We start from the raw sequence: 17,930 nt of genomic DNA on the forward strand, positions 1-17,930 counted from the left end.
GATATGCTGCTACAGGTCAACTCCATGACAAGCTTTCCATATGACAAGTTTTTGGCCGAAAGAAGGAAAGAGCGGCAGAGGGGTCGAATATTTATCTCTGAGCATACGTAACGGGGAATCTTTGGAGGTGTCAACACGTGGAATCGGAACAATGGAGATATGACGAGCTTAGTGAAGAAATCGAAGCCATGTGCATCAGCAAAGCGGAGGAATTCCGCCTCCTCGGCTATGAATATGTGACCGGTAAGGATATTTGGGATTGTGTCAGCCGTAATTATGTTAAGGAAGGAAGACCTCCTCTGCATAAACTGGTCAATGATATTTATTCGCTGAAATCAGGCAGTTACATGAATTACCTGACCATTGCGGCCTACCGGGGGTTGAACTGACGGCCTAATTTGCCAAAAGGAACGATTTTCTTTTGCAAACGGCTACAGGAAGCAGTAAAGTAAGAGAAGAGTAATTCAACAGTTCCTATCCAAACGGATGGTTTGTGCCCAGAAGCAGAACCGGCCGTTTCTTTGTGTGAATCCGGCACCGTCATTCCTCCTGAATTGACGGTGATTTCGCACGTAGCTATAATAGGAATATTGAGTAATGAAAGGGGAACTAGCTAGAGCATGAAGAGAATGTTGAGCTTTATCATTACCGTGGTCGTTCTAACGGGCGTCATGGGATTTACAACTCCCGGGCTGCTGGACAAGGTCCGTCTAGGTCTTGACCTGAAGGGCGGATTTGAGATTCTGTACCACGCCGAGCCTATGGATACGGGAGGAACCCTGACCCGTGCTTCGCTGCAAAAAACAGCGGAGAGCCTGGAAAAACGGGCGAATGCACTCGGAACAAGCGAGCCTGAGGTTACAACCGAAGGTACGGACCGCATCCGTCTGAAGATTGCGGGCGTTACTGACGAAGCCGAGGTCCGCAAGAAAATGAAAGAACCGGCAGTTCTGACCTTCCGCAGTGCCGCTGATGGTGATGCACCCGGAGTCTTCAGCAAGATTGAACTGGTAGGCAGTGATTTTGTTGAAGGCGCGGCAGACGTGCAACGCGATAACCTCAACCGTCCGGAGATCAGCATCTCTATTAAGGACAAAGATAAGTTTGCGGAAATTACCGAGCGTCTGCTGGGTAAGCAACTCGCCATTTATCTGGATGAGACCCTGTTGTCCGATCCTCCTTATGTTAGGGCAGTGCTGACCGATGGTAAAGCTTCCATATCCGGGGGCTATACACTAGATGAGGCCCGTGAGATCGCAGATACGATCAATCTCGGTGCATTGCCGCTGAAGCTTACGGAGAAATATTCCCAGAGCGTAGGGGCAACACTTGGTAAACAGTCTCTTGACCAAACGGTTAAAGCAGGTATTGTAGGTTCCCTGATCATTCTGGTCTTCATGATGTTTATGTATCGTCTTCCGGGTGTACTGGCCAGCTTCGCGCTGATTCTTCATACCTGGCTGCTGATTCTGGTGTTCGTTATAGCTGATTTTACCTTGACCCTTCCCGGTATTGCCGCGTTCATTCTCGGTATAGGGATGGCGGTCGATGCCAATATCATTACCAATGAACGGATTAGGGAAGAAATGCGCAGCGGTAAGAGTATTTTGTCTTCCGTCAAAGCAGGTAACAAAACTTCATTCCGTACCGTAATGGACGCGAATGTCACTACGATCATTGTAGCGGCTGTCATGTTCGCCTTCGGTACAGGTGCGGTTAAAGGCTTCGCGCTGATTCTGATCGTGGAAATTGTACTTAGTATTGTAACAAACCTTTATTTTGCCCACTGGCTGCTGACAGTGCTGGTTAAAGCCGGCGCACTCAAAAAGCCGAAGCAATTTGGGGTAAAGGAGAGTGACATCAGTGCGCTTTAAGAAAGAGCTTGATTTCGTACATTTAAGCAAGTTTTTCTATATCTTCTCCATCGCCATTACGGTGGCTGGTCTGGTCTTTCTGGCGACCTTCGGCCTGAATTACAGCGTTGATTTCAAGGCCGGGTCCAACGTGGACGTTGCCCTCTCCAAGAGCATCACGCTGGCTCAGCTGCAGCCGGCTTTGGATGAAGCAGGAATCGGCCATGATCCTACCATTACCATCGGAGATCAGCGGGTTAACATCCGCTACGATGAAGAGCTGGATGATACTCAGAGTGAAACCCTGAAAGCAGCAATCACCAAGATTGACGATCAGGCATCCTTCGAAGTCAACACAGTAGATACAGAAATGGCTAAGGAACTGGCCCGCAATGCGATCTATTCGGTGCTTCTGTCCAGTATCGGGATTATTATTTATGTGAGTATCCGCTTTGAATGGCGGTTCGCACTGGCATCCATCGTGGCGCTGCTCCATGATGCATTTATGGTTGTAGCGGTCTTCTCCATCTTCCGTTTGGAGGTAGACATAACCTTCATTGTCGCGGTGCTGACCATAATCGGTTATTCCATTAATGATACGATCGTTATCTTCGACCGGATCCGCGAGAACCTGCGGTTCGGGAAACAGAAGTCGTATGAGGATCTTAAGTTACTGGTCAATAAGAGTGTGTCCCAGACCCTTATGCGCTCTCTGTATACAGCCTTTACGGTATTTATTGCCGCATTCTTCCTGCTGATTATGGGCGGAGAGTCGATCAAAATGTTCTCGCTTGCCATGGTAATCGGCTTGCTCTTCGGAGCCTATTCTTCGATCTTTATTGCAAGTCCGCTCTGGCTGCTGCTCAAGAAACGCCAGAAGACACCGGTAAAGAGCAACCCGGCCAAAGCCTAAAACTTAAGTTTCAGGAAAGCCGCGTCACAAGCGACGCGGCTTTTCGGAATCTTTGGATCAGCATCTTAAGCCGGCTTCATCATCATGAGATTACTTGCTAGTGGTAAGGAGGACCTCGTTATGAATGACAAACAATTAGCTGCAAGAGACACCGTTGCCTGGACCGGAATACTCAGTGATATTATGCTGGCTCTGGCCAAAGGCGCCTTCGGCTATCTTTCAGGCAGCAAAGCATTGATGGGGGATGCCATCTATTCCGGAGCAGATGCCGCCGCCAAGCTGGCAGGGGTTATTCCGTGGAACTCGAAGCAGGGTCACAAGTATGCAGGATCATTAGGCAGCCGGGCCGGTCAACGAAATAAAGAGCCGATGGCGGCCATTCTTTTTTCTGTGCTTATTCTTATGGGCGGGCTGCAGATTGCTTTCTCGGCCATTCGTGATTTAACCCGGGGACATTTATCGGCACCTGGGCAGTCGGCACTTGTAACCGTCTTGATTTGCATTGTGTTCAAAGAGGCTATCTTTCAATATCAGTACCGTTATTATAAAAAAAAGAACGATGGCAGTCATGCCGCGTATGCGGATACCCACCGTTTCAGTCTATATACTTCCATAACCGTATTTATAGGTATAGCTCTGGCCATGACGGGCGGGTATTTCAATTGGCATCCAATGCTGTATATGGACCCGATTGCCGCACTGCTGACCGGATGTCTGGTTATCCGCAAAGGCTATTCTCTGATTACTTCCTCTGTCTACAGCAAAAAGATTCAGGAGCTTCCTTCCGAGGAGGCCGCCAGCTTCATTGAGACCGTCCAGCGTGTGCATGGAGTCATCCGGGTGGAGCAGCTCAAGGCAATCGAGGAAGGCAGTTATGTGAATCTTCATGTCAAGATCAGCGTAAATCCGCGGATTAGTGTGATGGAAGCCCAGGATATCTCGGAATGCGCCCGGAAGCTGCTGCAGCACCGGTTCGTTCATGTAGGCGAGGTTCAAATGGATGTTGTGCCGTATGACCCGGGTTATCCCTATAAAAGCAACCATGAGCTCGTGGATAATGATATTCCCACGCTGCTTCAGTAGTCTGCAAGGTGAGAGAAAGGTGAGCTGTATTGCTTCATTCAAAAACAAGATGGCAATCTCCGGCAGCCGATCCCGAGAAAAACCGGGAACTGGCCCGGAGCCTTTCTATTTCTCCGCTTCTGTCCTCACTGCTCGTGCAAAGAGGCATGGATACTGCCGATAAGGCGCTGGTATTCATGGATGGCGGAGCGGAGGATAGTCATGATCCATTCCTGCTCAAAGGAATGGCCGAGGCTGTGCCACGGATTCGAAAGGCATTGCAAGATGAAGAACATATTCTGGTGTATGGCGATTATGATGCAGACGGGGTGTCCAGTACTTCGCTGATGATCTTTCTTCTGCGTCATCTGGGCGCTTCTTTTGACATTTATATCCCGCATCGTTCCAATGAAGGCTACGGTCTGCATAATCATGCGCTCGACTGGGCGCTGCAGCAGGGAGTATCTCTCGTTATTACTGTGGATACTGGTATCAGTGCCTTCCAGCAGATTGCCTACGCTTCAGAGCTGGGCATTGATGTCATAGTCACAGATCATCATGAGCCGCCGGAGCTGCTGCCTGAGGCTTATGCACTCATTAACCCGAAGCTGCCGGACTGCCCGTATCCTTTCAAGGGGCTGGCCGGAGTGGGGGTAGCTTACAAGCTGGCCGAGGCCCTTCTTGGCAGCGAAGTTCCTGAAGAATGGTGTGAGATTGCCGCTATCGGTACCGTTGCGGATCTGATGCCGCTGCTTGGAGAGAACCGGAGTCTAGTGCGCCGGGGGCTAACCAGCATGCGGAATTCGCCGTTTCCGGGAATCCGGGCGCTGCTCTCTGTCAGCGGGATTACGATGAGCACCGTGAGCGCTGTTAATATTGCCTTCGGCATGGCGCCGCGCATCAATGCCAGCGGAAGGCTGGACCATGCAGGCCGGGCGGTCACACTGCTCACTACCGCAGATGCTGAAGAGGCTGAACAATTTGCCGGAGAGCTTGACCTCCTGAATAAGGAACGTCAACTGGTCGTGGAGAGAATTGTAGGGGAAGCTACGGCCAAGCTGGAGCAGAGAATCAGTCAAACCGGGCTTCCGGATATTATTGTGCTGGCTGAGCAGGGCTGGAATGTCGGTGTTGTCGGGATTGTGGCCTCTAAGCTGCTGGAAAAATATTATCGTCCGGTTATTATTCTGGATATTTACCCGGATACAGGGATGTGCAAAGGCTCTGCCCGCTCGATCCCCGGACTGGATATCTATGCGGCGTTATCCTCATGCGCCGGACTAATGGACCATTTCGGCGGGCATCCGGCTGCGGCCGGAATGAGCCTGCCGCAGGACAAGCTTGAAGACTTTGATGCAGCGCTTAATGCATATGCTGCATCTATCCTGACACCGGAGGACTTTGTAGCCGTGACGGCTGCAGACGGTGAGGTCTCGATTGCTGATTTGTCACTGCAGGCTGCGCTTGAACTGGAGCGGCTTGCCCCCTTCGGGATGGCTAACCCGCTGCCGAGATTCATACTGCGCGGAGCTGCTGTGAAGGAGACCCGCAAGATGGGTCAGGACGGCAAACATCTGAAGCTTGTCCTGCAGCAGGATAAGGTAACGATCGAAGCGGTGGCCTTCGGCAAGGGATCCCTGGCTGATCTGCTGCCTGATGGGACAGTCATTGATGTGCTGGCCGAGCTGTCGGTCAATGAATGGAACGGCTCACGCAAGCCTCAGCTGATGCTGCAGGATCTTGCAGTGCCTGCCGCGCAGCTGTTCGACCTGCGCGGTGCTGCCGATGCAGTTAAGCAGGCAGCGCATATTCAGGAGCTGCTCCGTTCGTATAACGGCAGCAGCCCGGTTAAGACAGCGGCGGTATTTCAGAACAGCCGCAGGTCTCCACTGCGCGAGCTGAAGGGCATGTCGCTGTGGGTCTACGATGAGGCTGCCGGAATTTCACCGCTGCATCAGGGTGAGCCGGGGAATGACGAAGCAGAGATAACACTCCTTTGTCTGCTGGATATGCCGGAAACGCCGGAGCAGCTGGAAGCACTGTTCACTGCGTTTCCCCGCGCAGAGAATATTGCCCTGCTGCATTCGATCCGCGACGGCCGTGACCGGCTGCAGGTTCCTACGCGGGATCATTTCAAGTCATTATATAAATTGATCGCCTCGATCGCAGCAACCGCAACCCCCGAGCATGAAGTGCTGCTGCGGCTCAGCCGCCAGTCTGCACTGGGTGTGCGTATGCTGGGCAGGATGCTTGATGTGTTCGCTGAGCTTGATTTCATTGAACGCAGCGGCGGCAGCATTACCTTTGTCACACAGCCGGCCGCCAAGAGCCTGACGGCGTCAGAGCACTTCATCAGGCTGGGCAAGACTGCTGAAATGGAGCAGTATTTCATGGAGGGCAGCCGCGGCGAACTGCAGGAATTCATGCTGTCACGCCGGTTAGGCGCCTCGTAACGGGTGTAGCGTGCTTTCGAGTAAGAGCTTTTACAGAGAATTCAGGTGAGGATAACCTATCCTCATAACTTTTAGGAGATGATACTTTTGGATTTCAAAGACAGTATTCGTGTGATTCCGGATTTCCCGCAGCCGGGAATCAGCTTTAAGGATATTACTACCCTGCTTAAAGACGGCGCCAAGTACCGTGCGGCTATTGATGAGCTTAAGGCTCTCGTTGCCCATCTGGAGATTGATGTCATTGCCGGACCGGAAGCGCGCGGCTTTGTAGTAGGCGCACCGCTGGCGTACGCACTGGGTGTTGGCTTCGTGCCCATCCGCAAAAGCGGCAAGCTTCCTTACGAGACGATTGAAGTGGGATACGATCTGGAATACGGCAAAGATACCCTTGCTGTACACACGGATGCTATCCAGCCGGGACAGAAGGTTCTGATTGCCGATGATCTGCTCGCTACCGGCGGCACGATCGCTACTTCGGTAAGCCTGGTGGAACAGCTTGGCGGACAAGTTGTCGGCGCTGCCTTCCTGATTGAGCTAACGGCTCTGACCGGACGCAATAAGCTGTCGGATATTGAAGTGGTTACCCTGTTGACTTACGAGGATTAATTCGCCCGGACAACTTTTCCCGGGAAATATAAAGCGGACTGCTGTCGATTTAAGGACAGCAGTCCGCTTTTTGTATTATAGTTGAACCGGGTAAATGGAAAGGGGCTTAATGAGCGGATTTCTCTGTTTCCTGTTCATTGGACAGGCCAAGAACTTCAAACAGCTTGAAGAGCAAGGAGAGAAGCATACCGACGATAGTCGCCAATGCCATCCCTTTCAGCTGTACACCGCCAACCGTTAATGTGATGCCGCTGATACCTACCACCAGTACCAGAGTAGCCAGAATCATGTTGGTGGCTTTGGAGAAATCGACCTTCTGCTCTACGAAAATACGCAGGCCCGATGCGGCAATTACACCAAACAGTAAGAGTGAGACACCGCCCATGACCGGCTGGGGGATATTGGCAATGACCGACGAGAATGTTCCGGAGAACGAGAGCAGGATGGCAATCACTGCAGCGCCGCCGATTACGTATACCGAGTACACCTTGGTCAGCGCCATAACGCCGATATTTTCACCATAAGTGGTATTCGGGGTGGAGCCCAGGAATCCTGAGAGTACCGTGGAAATCCCGTTACCCATCAGTGAGCGGTCCAGTCCGGGATCTTTGGTCAGGTCTTTGCCGACAATGTTGCTGGTAACCAGCAAGTGTCCGATATGCTCAACAATTACAACAAGCGATACAGGGATGATTGTGAAAATTACTGACCATTCGAAAGACGGGGTGATAATCGTTGGATGGGACAGGAAATGGGCTTCAGAGATAGCACCAGTATTTACCTGGCCCAGGATATAAGCGAGTACATAACCGGTAACGATACCGATGAGGATGTGAATGATTTTGGGGAAGCCGCGGAATAACACGGAGCCGAGTACGGTAACGCCAAGCGTGACCATGGACAAGGTAATAGCTTTACCATCCGGAATCCAGTCTGTGACGGCCACACCTTCAGGAGCAATCAGTCCGGCCATGCGTGCTGCCACAGGAACGAGCTCCAGTCCGATGGTGGCTACGATAGCGCCCATAACCGCCGGAGGGAATACGACATTAATCCAGCCGGTGCCCGCATAACGCACGATCAAAGCGACTAGAATAAAAATAACACCGGTAACAATAAATGCGCCAAGTGCAAGCGAATATCCATGCTCATGATCGTCTGTGTGTTTAGCCAGGACCATAAGTACCGGCGAAATAAAAGCAAAGCTTGAGCCAAGATATGCGGGGATTTTGCCGCGGCAGATCCAAATGTAAAGCAAGGTGCCGATACCATTCATCAGCAGGATCATGCCGGGATCTACCCCGAACAGGTTGGGAACAAGCACTGTGCTGCCGAACATGGCGAACAAATGCTGAAGACTCAGGAGGAAACCCGGGCCCCAAGGGAGTCTTTCGTTAACTTGAATTTCGCGTTGCAATGGAGTTCACTTCTCTTTCTGATCTAATTTGATGTAAGCCTGGCGCTAAAAAACCGCCTTTACTAGATTAAATAGATCGGCGCCTTTTTACAACAACATTTTTGCGCGCGCCACAAAATTGTCTTTTCTTGTCCCTTTCCCTTACAGGAATACCACGCTATGGCAAGTGTTGACGTAATCCTCCGTAAGCGTCATAATTATAGACAACTTTAATCTGTGCGTAGTGCAGTTTGGAACATATGGAACCTGCAAATTCTGCACGGCTTGCGGGTTCATTTTATTATAGAAGGGAAACGGATACGACGAGAATGGGCATAGAGCAATTAACCGAAAAGGCCGGCGCCTATATAAAAGAAAAAGATCTTCTCCGCATCCGGGAAGCTTATGAGTTTGCCGATCAGGCTCATCACGGGCAGGTTCGGAAATCGGGGGAGCCATACATTCTGCATCCGCTGGCGGTCGCAGATATTGTCGTCAATATGCAAATGGATGTTATATCTATTATTGCAGCGCTGTTACATGATGTTGTAGAAGATACGACGGTGTCACTGGACCAGATTCGCGCGAAATTTGGCGATACCTGCGCAATGCTGGTCGATGGTCTGACCAAGCTGGAACGCATCCGGTTCCGCTCCAAGGAAGAGCAGCAGAACGAGAATTACCGCAAAATGTTCATCGCTATGGCTCAGGATATCCGGGTCATTGTGATCAAGCTGGCGGACCGTCTGCATAATATGCGCACGCTCAAGTACCAGTCGGAAGAGAGCCAGCGCCGTATTTCCTATGAGACTCTGGAGATTTTTTGTCCCATTGCAGACCGCTTGGGGATCTCTGCGATTAAATGGGAGATGGAGGATATTGCCCTCCGTTATCTGAATCCGCAGCAGTATTACCGGATTGCCAATCTTGTACACAAGAAACGGGCAGAACGTGAGCAGTTTATCGACAGCGTTATCGGGCGGATCCGCGCCAAGCTGGATGAAATGGGCATCGAAGGCGATCTTTCGGGACGCCCGAAGCATATTTACAGTGTCTATAACAAGATGAGCACCAAGAACAAGCAGTTCAACGAAATCTATGACCTGTTGGCCATCCGCATTATCGTCGACAATATTAAGGATTGTTATGCTACGTTAGGAATTATCCATACTCTTTGGAAGCCGATGCCTGGCCGGTTCAAGGATTATATCGCCATGCCCAAAGCGAATATGTATCAGTCTTTGCATACAACGGTAGTGGGTCCCGGCGGGGAGCCTACTGAAGTGCAGATCCGTACATGGGAGATGCACCGCACTGCCGAATTCGGGATAGCCGCGCATTGGGCGTATAAGGAAGGCAGCAGCAACAATGTGAATCCGGAGAACCGGATGCCATTCTTCCGCGAGATTCTGGAGCTGCAGCATGAAGCCAAGGATGCGGAGGAATTCGTGGAGTCGCTCAAAATGGACTTTTTCTCCGACCTCGTCTTCGTGTTCACGCCTAAGGGTGAGGTTGTAGAGCTGCCTGCAGGCTCTGTGCCGCTTGACTTCGCTTTCCGCATCCATACAGAGGTCGGCAACCGGACGATCGGCTCCAAGGTCAACGGGCGCATCGTACCGCTCGACCATAAGCTGAAGACCGGGGATATCGTGGAGATTCTGACCTCGAAGAACTCGTACGGGCCGAGCCGTGACTGGCTGAAGATTGCCCAGTCTTCACATGCACGCAGCAAGATTAAGCAATGGTTCAAGAAAGAGAAGCGGGAAGAGAACGTTGAAAAGGGCCGTGAAGCGATTGAACGCGAGCTGAAGCGCCTGAACGTGGAGATCTCTGACTGGCTTACAGAAGACAAATTGTCAGAAGCGGCGAAGAAATTCGCCTTTAATGATGTAGAGGATATGCTCTCTGCAGTAGGCTTTGGCGGGATTACAGCCGCGCAGATTGCCTCCAAGCTGACCGAGAAGCTGCGTAAGGACCAGGAAGATGCTGCCGGTCATCTGGAGCTGACTTCTGAGATGAAGGAGATCAAATCCAGCGGGGAGAAGCGCAATCAGCCGACCAACGGTGTGCGTGTCAAAGGGATTGATAATCTGCTTGTACGCTTCGCACGATGTTGTAATCCCGTGCCGGGCGACGATATTATCGGTTATGTAACCCGCGGACGCGGCGTATCCGTGCACCGTGAGGATTGTCCGAACATTCCGGGTGAAGGGGACGGGGAGGAATCAGCCCGCGTCATCGAAGTGGAGTGGGAAGGCAGCATGGAAGCCAACTATAGCGTCGATATTGAGATTACGGGCCATGACCGCAACGGACTGCTGAATGAAGTGCTGCAGGCGGTATCGGAGAGCAAGACCAATATCTCGGCGGTTACGGGACGCTCTGACAAGAACAAGATGGCGATGATTCATATGACGATTCTGATCCGCAACACCGATCATCTGCAGTCTGTAGTGGATAAGGTGAAGCGCGTGAAGGATGTCTATACGGTTAACCGCATTATGCAATAAGGCTTGAAGGCAACAAGGCAAGGAGCTGAAGGATGGTATGAGAGTGGTTGTACAGCGCTGCAGGGATGCGAGTGTTACGGTGGACGGAACAGTGACCGGAGCGATTGGGGAGGGCCTGATGCTGCTGGTCGGCGTAACCCATGAGGATACGGAGAAGGATGCCAAGTATTTGGCTGATAAGGTAGCCGGACTGCGGATTTTTGAGGATGACGCCGGTAAAATGAACTTCAGCGTAACGGATGCCGGAGGCAGCGTCCTGTCCGTGTCCCAGTTCACCCTGTACGGGGACTGCCGCAAAGGCCGGCGGCCCAATTTCATGGCTGCGGCGGCTCCGGCGGAGGCCGAGCGGCTCTACGACTACTTCAACCAGGAGCTGCGCAGAGGCGGGCTTCAGGTGGAGACCGGTATTTTTGGAGCGATGATGGACGTCTCCCTGACGAACTGGGGACCGGTTACCCTGCTGCTGGACAGCCGGGGCTAAGCCTTGAATGAGGCGCAGCAGAGCGGGCTTAATATGCCGGTCTAATTTTACAGCTTGATGTGAGGACTCCACGTTGTGGGGTCTTTTTTGATATAGGATAGCGGTCTGCCCTGCTGGATAAACTAGTGATGAACGAATTATATTCACAAGTTGCGGGGAGTCAGTAGCATGAGACAATCACAGAAAGCATGGATATGGAACAGTATACAAGGCCATACGGCGGGGTCGATGACAGAAGCTTCCGCAACGGCAAGGGGAGCCGGGGAGCAGAGGGATCTGCAGGTGCTTAAGGGAACAAGCCGCAATCTTCTGCCGCGAACGTAATGAGTGCGGGGAAGGCGGCTTATTTCTCTGTTTTTTGGAGCGTACAAATGGTGTTTAGCCGGCGGGAATTCGCGAAACCTGTGAGGGCTCGTTAGAAAGCCGGGGAATGCGGGTAATAGAATGACGAGAACAGAATAGCGTAGAGAGGAGAAATTAATCTCAATGAGTAAAGTAGCATTTCTGCTCGCTAATGGTTTTGAAGATTCCGAAATGAAGGTGCCTTATGAAGAAGTACTGCAGGCAGGACATCAGGCAGAGATTATTGGTCTGAAGAAAAATGAGACCCTGCTCGGTAAAAAAGGCAGCGTGTCTTATGCCGCCGACAAAGCGGTCAGCGAGGTAAAAGCCGGTGATTATGATGCTGTAGTCATCCCGGGCGGATCTTCGCCGGAGAATCTTCGTCTTGACCAGGATATCCTGCAATTTGTAAAAGATGCGGACAGTGCCGGCAAGCCAATAGCTGCTATCTGTCACGGGCCGCAGATTCTGATCAGTGCCAATCTGGTACAAGGCCGCACGCTTACCTCCTATCCGCCGCTGAAGGATGATCTTATCAATGCCGGTGCGGAATTCAAGGATGAAGAGGTCGTCGTGGACGGCAATTATATTACTTCACGCACACCCAAGGATGAGCCCGCATTTGTGCGTGAGCTGCTTAAGGTGTTGTAATACATTTAAACAAACCACTGGGAGGGATTGACAATGACTAAAAGAATCCAAGCCTATTTCAGCACGGAAGATGCAGCGGAAGGTGCCAAGACTGCACTGATTCCATACGGTGTGGAAGGTATTGAAGTGTCGGCGCTGACAGATCCTCTGGATACGGGCGGAAACAACCGCCGCAATATTCTGATTCCGCTGGCTCCCTATAATACTTCGGCTACAGCTGCCGGAGGGGTCTACGCAGCAGGGGGCGCGACAGGGCCGCTTACCGGAGCAGCCATTGTGCCTGGAGTTACTGTTGATGATGATCTGGGCCGGACAGATGATGAACGTAAGGCGGGAGAGGTTCACAGCGGCTCTGATTTGAAAAACAGCGATCTGGAGAACCTGCATTACGTCATGGATCTCAAAGTGGCTGAGAATCATTACAATGAGGTTGTTGAGGTTCTGCGCGGCAAACAGGCTTATGTGGAGATTTTTGATTAAGCAGGAGACCTTGCTTAGTCCGGATAACCAATTCAGCTCCAGTCCTCCCTTAGGGAGAGGCTGGAGCTGTTTATTTACCCGCAGGGCAGCGGAAACTGCATGAATTCTCTAGACAGGGAATAGGGTTGTAGTGTAACCTGTTGTGTAGGGTTTAGACACAGGCATGGACCACTCAATAAAACGCTTTCTTTTCTGTAATGCAACTGTAATATTACATTCATGATTCCTTAATATAGCGTGTTTATAATAGAAGCATGACCCCCTTTTTTATAATATATGATGATGGACCTGCAGCAATCGGCTGCAGGTCATTTTTTTGGAAATCTAAGAATTTACATGCTTCAGCGCTCTTGTTTACAATATCAGAATCTATATGTTTCGGGGTCCCCGCAAAGTACCTGAGTCATCTATCTACGCCAAAGCCCCGCTTTGTGGGGGGATTTTAGAGGGGATTTTTGACTTATTGCAACTGTAGCGGGGATGCTTGGAGCAGAAGGGCGTCAGTAACTGGCAGCGTGAAGCAGACCGTGTAGTGGATCGTCTAGCGGGCCGTAAAGCGGACTGAGAGGCCCTTATTTTCCATAAAAGCTTACTTTAGAGGATGAAACGGACTGAGATTCCGTTATCTTGTTCATTCGAGCTCGAAATGAGGCATCTCTGGACACATAATGGAATCTGAGTCCGCTTGCCCCGCGATTTTGCCGGATTTGTTCAAATAACGGAATCTCAGTCCTCCTGCGATACTTAACTCAATTCAATTCATTCCTTGACTTTAGCGCAGTGGTTCAGTAGAATCTAACAATATACGGTATGTTATATTGTTTTGATGACGGGACCAAGTAATCCGTAACCCACAACCCCAGAGAGGAATCCCGCTGATCCGGCGGCTGTCCAAGAGAAGGACGGCAACACCTGATCCGCACGGCTGTAAGGATTCTGTTGATGAACGGATGAATGACCTCCCCGAGAACGCACGGCGAAAGCAGGCAGCAGCAGGTTGCCTTAGAGTCAGTAGCCGATTGCGCGTAGGCGGGCGTTAACCGCTTAGAGCGGATTTGGAGCAGCGCAGCTGCTTAAGTCCGGAATGTGGGTGGTACCACGGGTGAATTATTGGTTATGATAATCCCTCGTCCCTGTTTGTAATTAAACAGGGCGGGGGATTTTTTGTTGTTTTTAGAAGCAGAGACAATGGGTTCCATGAGGAGTAAGAGGGGTTATTTTCAGGAGGGATAGGCTGTGGCTAAAGAAAGATTCGAGAAACCAACCGGTACGCAGGATGTGCTTCCGGGTGCAGTGGAGAAATGGCAGTACGTTGAGGGCAAAGCAAGAGATCTCTGCCGCCGCTTCAACTACCGGGAGATCCGCACACCGCTGTTCGAGCACACCGGGCTGTTTGAGCGTGGTGTAGGCGAGACAACGGATATTGTAGAAGGGGAAATGTATACCTTCAAGGACAAAGGCGACCGCGATCTGGCGCTGCGTCCCGAAGGGACTGCAGGCGTCGTACGTGCGTACGTGCAGAACAAGCTCTATGGTGAGCCGGATGTCAGCAAGCTGTATTATATCGGCCCGATGTTCCGCTACGAACGTCCGCAGGCAGGCAGATACCGCCAGTTCCACCAATTCGGCATTGAAGCCTTCGGTGCAGTGGACCCGGCAATCGATGCGGAAGTGATTTCGCTCGGATACCAGTTCTATCTTGATCTGGGGCTGAAGGATGTCAGAGTGGAGCTGAATTCCGTGGGTAACGCGCCTAGCCGCGCGGCGTACCGGGAGAAGCTGCTGGATTTCCTGAGACCGATGAGAGAGAGCCTGTGCAGCGACTGCCAGCGCCGGATGGAACGCAACCCGCTGCGCGTGCTGGACTGCAAGGTCGATCAGGATAAATTCGGCGGGGCCCCGTCTATTCTGGACAGTCTGGACGAGGAGTGCACAGAGCATTTTGCCAAGGTAAAAGGGCATTTGGACGTGATGGGCGTGGAGTACAGCATCAATCCCCGTCTGGTACGCGGCCTGGATTATTACACGCATACAGCGTTTGAGTATAAAGCGGCAGGCATCGGCTCCATCGACACGGTGGGCGGCGGCGGCCGGTATAACGGCCTGGTGGAAGAAATCGGCGGACCGGATCAGCCGGGTATCGGTTTCGGGATCGGCCTTGAGCGTATTCTGCTGATTCTGGAGAATCAGGGGGTAGAGCTGGAAGCAGTGAAGCCGCTGGATGTGTACTTTGTCGCACTCGGTGAAGCCGCAGATCTGGAGATCACGAAGCAGCTGTTCCATCTGCGCAGCCTGGGCTTCTCCGCAGAACGCGATTACCTGGGGCGGAAGATGAAGGCGCAGATGAAGTCGGCGGACCGTATGTCGGCCCGGTATACGGCGATTCTTGGCGAAGATGAGCTCAGCAGCGGCGTTATCGCCCTGAAGTCGATGGAAACCGGCGAGCAGCGGACCGTTAAGCTGGAAGAGCTGGCGCAGTCACTGAAATAGAATTTAAGCATGGATGTATCCGCAAGCAAGCGGCAGTCAGTATATGTGATTTTAACAATGAAGGGGTAGGATAAAAGATGACCAGAAGCCATAACTGTGGACAATTGACAACGGCCAGCATCGGCGAGACAGTAACACTGAACGGTTGGGTACAGACCCGCCGTGACCTTGGGGGCGTACTGTTTATTGACCTGCGCGACCGCACAGGCATTGTACAGATCGTATTCAACCCCGACTATTCCGGAGAAGCGCTGCAGATTGCCGATAAGGTGCGCAGTGAATACGTGCTTGCCGTAACGGGTAAAGTGGTTAAACGGGATGATGAAACCATCAACCGCAACCTGCCGACCGGTGAGATTGAAGTGCAGATTACAGATATTGAAGTACTGAATGCTGCCAAGACACCTCCGTTCTTCATCGAAGACGGTGTGGAAGTAGATGAATCGCTGCGGATGAAATACCGTTACCTGGATCTGCGCCGTCCGGAAATGCACAAGACGCTGCTGCTCCGTTCGAAAGCGGCCAAGATCTTCCGTGACTTCCTGGACAGCGAAGGCTTCATCGATGTGGAAACTCCGATTCTGACCAAAAGCTCACCGGAAGGCGCACGTGATTATCTCGTGCCAAGCCGTGTGCATGAAGGGGAATTCTTCGCGCTTCCGCAGTCTCCGCAGATCTACAAGCAGCTGCTGATGGTCGGCGGCATCGAGCGTTATTACCAGATGGCACGCTGTTTCCGCGATGAGGATCTGCGTGCAGACCGCCAGCCGGAATTCACCCAGTTCGACATCGAGACGTCCTTCATGCCGCAGGATGAACTGCTGTCCATGATGGAGACCCTGATGCAGCGCCTGCTGAAGGAAACGATTGGTGTCGAGGTTGCCACTCCGTTCCAGCGGCTGACCTATGCCGAAGCTATCGGCAAATACGGCTCGGACAAGCCTGACCTGCGGTTTGGCCTTGAGCTGGTAGAGATGAACGATATCGTTGCTTCCAGCGGTGTGAAGGTGTTCGCCTCCGTGATCGAAAAAGGCGGAGAAGTGAAATGCCTTAACGCCAAGGGCTGCGGCACCTGGACCCGTAAGGAAATTGATGATCTCGGACCGTATGCTGCACGCTACGGCGCCAAAGGCCTGGCCTGGATTCAAGTCAAAGACGGCGAGTTCAAAGGCCCGATTGTGAAGTTCTTCTCCGAAGAGGAAATTGCCGCCGTGAAGGAACGCACGGGTGCTGAAGAAGGCGACCTTCTGCTCTTCTCCGCTGACACTAAGAAGGTCGTTGCGGATGTACTCGGCGCACTCCGCCTGAAGATCGGCCGTCAGCTTGGCCTGATCGATGACAGTGTGTTCAAATTCGCCTGGGTTACAGAATTCCCGCTGCTCAGCTATGACGAAGACCAGAAGCGCTACATGGCGGAGCATCATCCGTTCACACGCCCGATGGATGAAGACCTGCATCTCTTCGATACAGATCCGGGTGCGATCCGCGCGCAGGCTTATGACATCGTGCTTAACGGCTACGAGGTGGGCGGCGGCTCCCAGCGTATCTACAAACGTGAGGTTCAGGAGAAAATGTTCGAAGCTCTCGGCTTCACACAGGAACTCGCGTATGAGAAATTCGGCTACCTGATGGATGCCTTCGAATACGGCACACCTCCGCACGGCGGGATTGCCTTCGGCTTCGACCGTCTGATCATGCTGCTGGCCGGACGTACGAACCTGCGTGAAACCATTGCCTTCCCTAAAACCGCAAGTGCAACCGACCTGCTGATGGACGCTCCGTCCCCGGTAGATGCTATACAGCTCGAGCAGCTGCATATCAAATTGGCGCCAAAACCGGAAAAAGAAAAGAAATAAAACATAAATGGCTGACGGGGCATAGCGCAGACTTAAGCGGCTATGCCCCGCAGGCCTGCATAAGGAGGCTGACATCATGCTGAATCAGTTCTCGCGTACGGAACTGGCGATCGGACCGGAAGGTCTCGAGATCATGAAGAACAGCACAGTGGCTGTGCTGGGGATTGGCGGAGTGGGCGCGATGGCTGTAGAGGCCCTCGCCCGTACCGGTATCGGACGCATCATCCTGATTGATAAGGATTCCGTCGATATTACCAATATCAACCGCCAGATCCATGCGCTGACGACGACCATCGGCCAGAACAAAACCGATCTGATGGTAGACCGCGTCAAGCTGATCAACCCGGATTGCGAAGCGATTGCATTAAACATGTTCTACACCGAAGAGACCTATGAGGAGCTGTTTAAATACAAGCCGGATTATGTAATTGACGCTTCGGATACGATTATCTACAAAATTCATCTGATCAAGGAATGTCTGACCCGGAAGATCCCGATGATCTCCAGCATGGGAGCGGCGAATAAGATGGACCCGACCCGTTTCCAGGTGGCCGATATTTCCAAGACGAGTATGGACCCGATTGCGCGGGTGATCCGCACAAAGCTGCGCAAGGAAGGGATCAAGAAAGGCGTCAAGGTTGTATTCTCGACCGAAAAGCCTGTGAAGCCGCGTGAGGATGTCACCGAGCAGATTGTTCCTGCCAATGCACCGGACCGGCGTAAAGCGAAGCAGCCTCCGGCCAGTAATTCATTCGTGCCTCCGGTAGTCGGTCTGATCATGGTTAGCGTTACAGTACGGGATCTGCTGGAAACCGGCGGCATCACGTTTGAATGAGG

General features: G+C 52.1%; 15 protein-coding genes. 14 read left to right on the forward strand and 1 reads right to left on the reverse strand.

The window, feature by feature from the left end:
* Positions 1 to 137 precede the first annotated feature (137 nt).
* The 6 genes from MHI42_RS28150 (at position 138) to MHI42_RS28175 (ending at position 6,887) form a co-directional block, all read left to right on the forward strand.
* Positions 138 to 389 carry a post-transcriptional regulator gene (locus tag MHI42_RS28150; RefSeq protein WP_042238721.1) on the forward strand — a complete coding sequence of 84 codons (252 nt, stop codon included), beginning with the start codon at positions 138 to 140 and terminating at the stop codon, positions 387 to 389.
* A gap of 231 nt (positions 390 to 620) precedes the next feature.
* On the forward strand, positions 621 to 1,874 hold the full coding sequence (gene secD / locus MHI42_RS28155; RefSeq protein WP_340783317.1) for a protein translocase subunit SecD: 1,254 nt from the start codon (positions 621 to 623) through the stop codon (positions 1,872 to 1,874).
* Positions 1,864 to 2,766 carry a protein translocase subunit SecF gene (secF, locus tag MHI42_RS28160; protein WP_342421315.1) on the forward strand — a complete coding sequence of 301 codons (903 nt, stop codon included), beginning with the start codon at positions 1,864 to 1,866 and terminating at the stop codon, positions 2,764 to 2,766. The genes secD and secF overlap by 11 nt, the downstream gene beginning before the upstream one ends.
* A gap of 120 nt (positions 2,767 to 2,886) precedes the next feature.
* Positions 2,887 to 3,849, forward strand: a complete 963-nt coding sequence (locus MHI42_RS28165; protein WP_342421316.1) for a cation diffusion facilitator family transporter — start codon at positions 2,887 to 2,889, stop codon at positions 3,847 to 3,849.
* 29 nt (positions 3,850 to 3,878) lie between these two features.
* Complete coding sequence (recJ, locus tag MHI42_RS28170) at positions 3,879 to 6,281, forward strand: single-stranded-DNA-specific exonuclease RecJ (protein ID WP_342421317.1); 2,403 nt, start codon at positions 3,879 to 3,881, stop codon at positions 6,279 to 6,281.
* A gap of 87 nt (positions 6,282 to 6,368) precedes the next feature.
* Entirely contained in the window at positions 6,369 to 6,887 is a 519-nt protein-coding gene (locus MHI42_RS28175) for an adenine phosphoribosyltransferase (RefSeq protein ID WP_342421318.1), read from the forward strand.
* A 106-nt stretch (positions 6,888 to 6,993) separates the two neighbouring features.
* Here MHI42_RS28175 and uraA read toward each other — a convergent pair whose 3' ends face one another.
* The gene (gene uraA, locus MHI42_RS28180) at positions 6,994 to 8,304 is read right to left on the reverse strand and encodes a uracil permease (RefSeq protein WP_171720876.1); all 1,311 of its coding nucleotides are present in this window, start codon (positions 8,302 to 8,304) and stop codon (positions 6,994 to 6,996) included.
* Positions 8,305 to 8,612: 308 nt separating this feature from the next.
* Between uraA and MHI42_RS28185 the strand changes: the two genes are divergently transcribed.
* From MHI42_RS28185 to MHI42_RS28220, 8 genes are all read left to right on the forward strand, one after another.
* Positions 8,613 to 10,793 (forward strand): bifunctional (p)ppGpp synthetase/guanosine-3',5'-bis(diphosphate) 3'-pyrophosphohydrolase, encoded by a 2,181-nt coding sequence (locus MHI42_RS28185; protein WP_171720877.1) that lies wholly within the window; start codon positions 8,613 to 8,615, stop codon positions 10,791 to 10,793.
* 37 nt (positions 10,794 to 10,830) lie between these two features.
* Positions 10,831 to 11,274: a D-aminoacyl-tRNA deacylase gene (gene dtd, locus MHI42_RS28190; RefSeq protein WP_340985675.1), complete on the forward strand. Its 444-nt coding sequence runs from the start codon at positions 10,831 to 10,833 to the stop codon at positions 11,272 to 11,274.
* Positions 11,275 to 11,442: 168 nt separating this feature from the next.
* Positions 11,443 to 11,598 (forward strand): hypothetical protein, encoded by a 156-nt coding sequence (locus MHI42_RS28195; RefSeq protein ID WP_156118723.1) that lies wholly within the window; start codon positions 11,443 to 11,445, stop codon positions 11,596 to 11,598.
* A 162-nt stretch (positions 11,599 to 11,760) separates the two neighbouring features.
* Positions 11,761 to 12,267, forward strand: a complete 507-nt coding sequence (locus MHI42_RS28200) for a type 1 glutamine amidotransferase domain-containing protein (RefSeq protein ID WP_340985676.1) — start codon at positions 11,761 to 11,763, stop codon at positions 12,265 to 12,267.
* A gap of 33 nt (positions 12,268 to 12,300) precedes the next feature.
* Positions 12,301 to 12,747 carry a hypothetical protein gene (locus MHI42_RS28205; protein ID WP_342421319.1) on the forward strand — a complete coding sequence of 149 codons (447 nt, stop codon included), beginning with the start codon at positions 12,301 to 12,303 and terminating at the stop codon, positions 12,745 to 12,747.
* A 1,236-nt stretch (positions 12,748 to 13,983) separates the two neighbouring features.
* Positions 13,984 to 15,237, forward strand: a complete 1,254-nt coding sequence (gene hisS, locus MHI42_RS28210) for a histidine--tRNA ligase (RefSeq protein ID WP_342421320.1) — start codon at positions 13,984 to 13,986, stop codon at positions 15,235 to 15,237.
* A 77-nt stretch (positions 15,238 to 15,314) separates the two neighbouring features.
* Positions 15,315 to 17,093 (forward strand): aspartate--tRNA ligase, encoded by a 1,779-nt coding sequence (gene aspS / locus MHI42_RS28215; protein WP_042139534.1) that lies wholly within the window; start codon positions 15,315 to 15,317, stop codon positions 17,091 to 17,093.
* A 76-nt stretch (positions 17,094 to 17,169) separates the two neighbouring features.
* On the forward strand, positions 17,170 to 17,928 hold the full coding sequence (locus MHI42_RS28220; RefSeq protein WP_342421321.1) for a tRNA threonylcarbamoyladenosine dehydratase: 759 nt from the start codon (positions 17,170 to 17,172) through the stop codon (positions 17,926 to 17,928).
* Positions 17,929 to 17,930: the final 2 nt, after the last annotated feature.

Source organism: Paenibacillus sp. FSL E2-0178 (assembly GCF_038593005.1).
Lineage (GTDB): Bacteria > Bacillota > Bacilli > Paenibacillales > Paenibacillaceae > Paenibacillus_AQ > Paenibacillus_AQ phytohabitans.

Excerpts from the sequence above, each read along its gene's own strand:
- secD (WP_340783317.1), top strand. The coding sequence starts at position 621 with ATGAAGAGAATGTTGAGCTTTATCATTACCGTGGTCGTTCTAACGGGC.
- MHI42_RS28165 (WP_342421316.1), top strand. The coding sequence starts at position 2,887 with ATGAATGACAAACAATTAGCTGCAAGAGACACCGTTGCCTGGACCGGA.
- MHI42_RS28185 (WP_171720877.1), top strand. The coding sequence starts at position 8,613 with ATGGGCATAGAGCAATTAACCGAAAAGGCCGGCGCCTATATAAAAGAA.
- dtd (WP_340985675.1), top strand. The coding sequence starts at position 10,831 with ATGAGAGTGGTTGTACAGCGCTGCAGGGATGCGAGTGTTACGGTGGAC.
- MHI42_RS28195 (WP_156118723.1), top strand. The coding sequence starts at position 11,443 with ATGAGACAATCACAGAAAGCATGGATATGGAACAGTATACAAGGCCAT.
- MHI42_RS28200 (WP_340985676.1), top strand. The coding sequence starts at position 11,761 with ATGAGTAAAGTAGCATTTCTGCTCGCTAATGGTTTTGAAGATTCCGAA.
- MHI42_RS28205 (WP_342421319.1), top strand. The coding sequence starts at position 12,301 with ATGACTAAAAGAATCCAAGCCTATTTCAGCACGGAAGATGCAGCGGAA.
- aspS (WP_042139534.1), top strand. The coding sequence starts at position 15,315 with ATGACCAGAAGCCATAACTGTGGACAATTGACAACGGCCAGCATCGGC.
- MHI42_RS28220 (WP_342421321.1), top strand. The coding sequence starts at position 17,170 with ATGCTGAATCAGTTCTCGCGTACGGAACTGGCGATCGGACCGGAAGGT.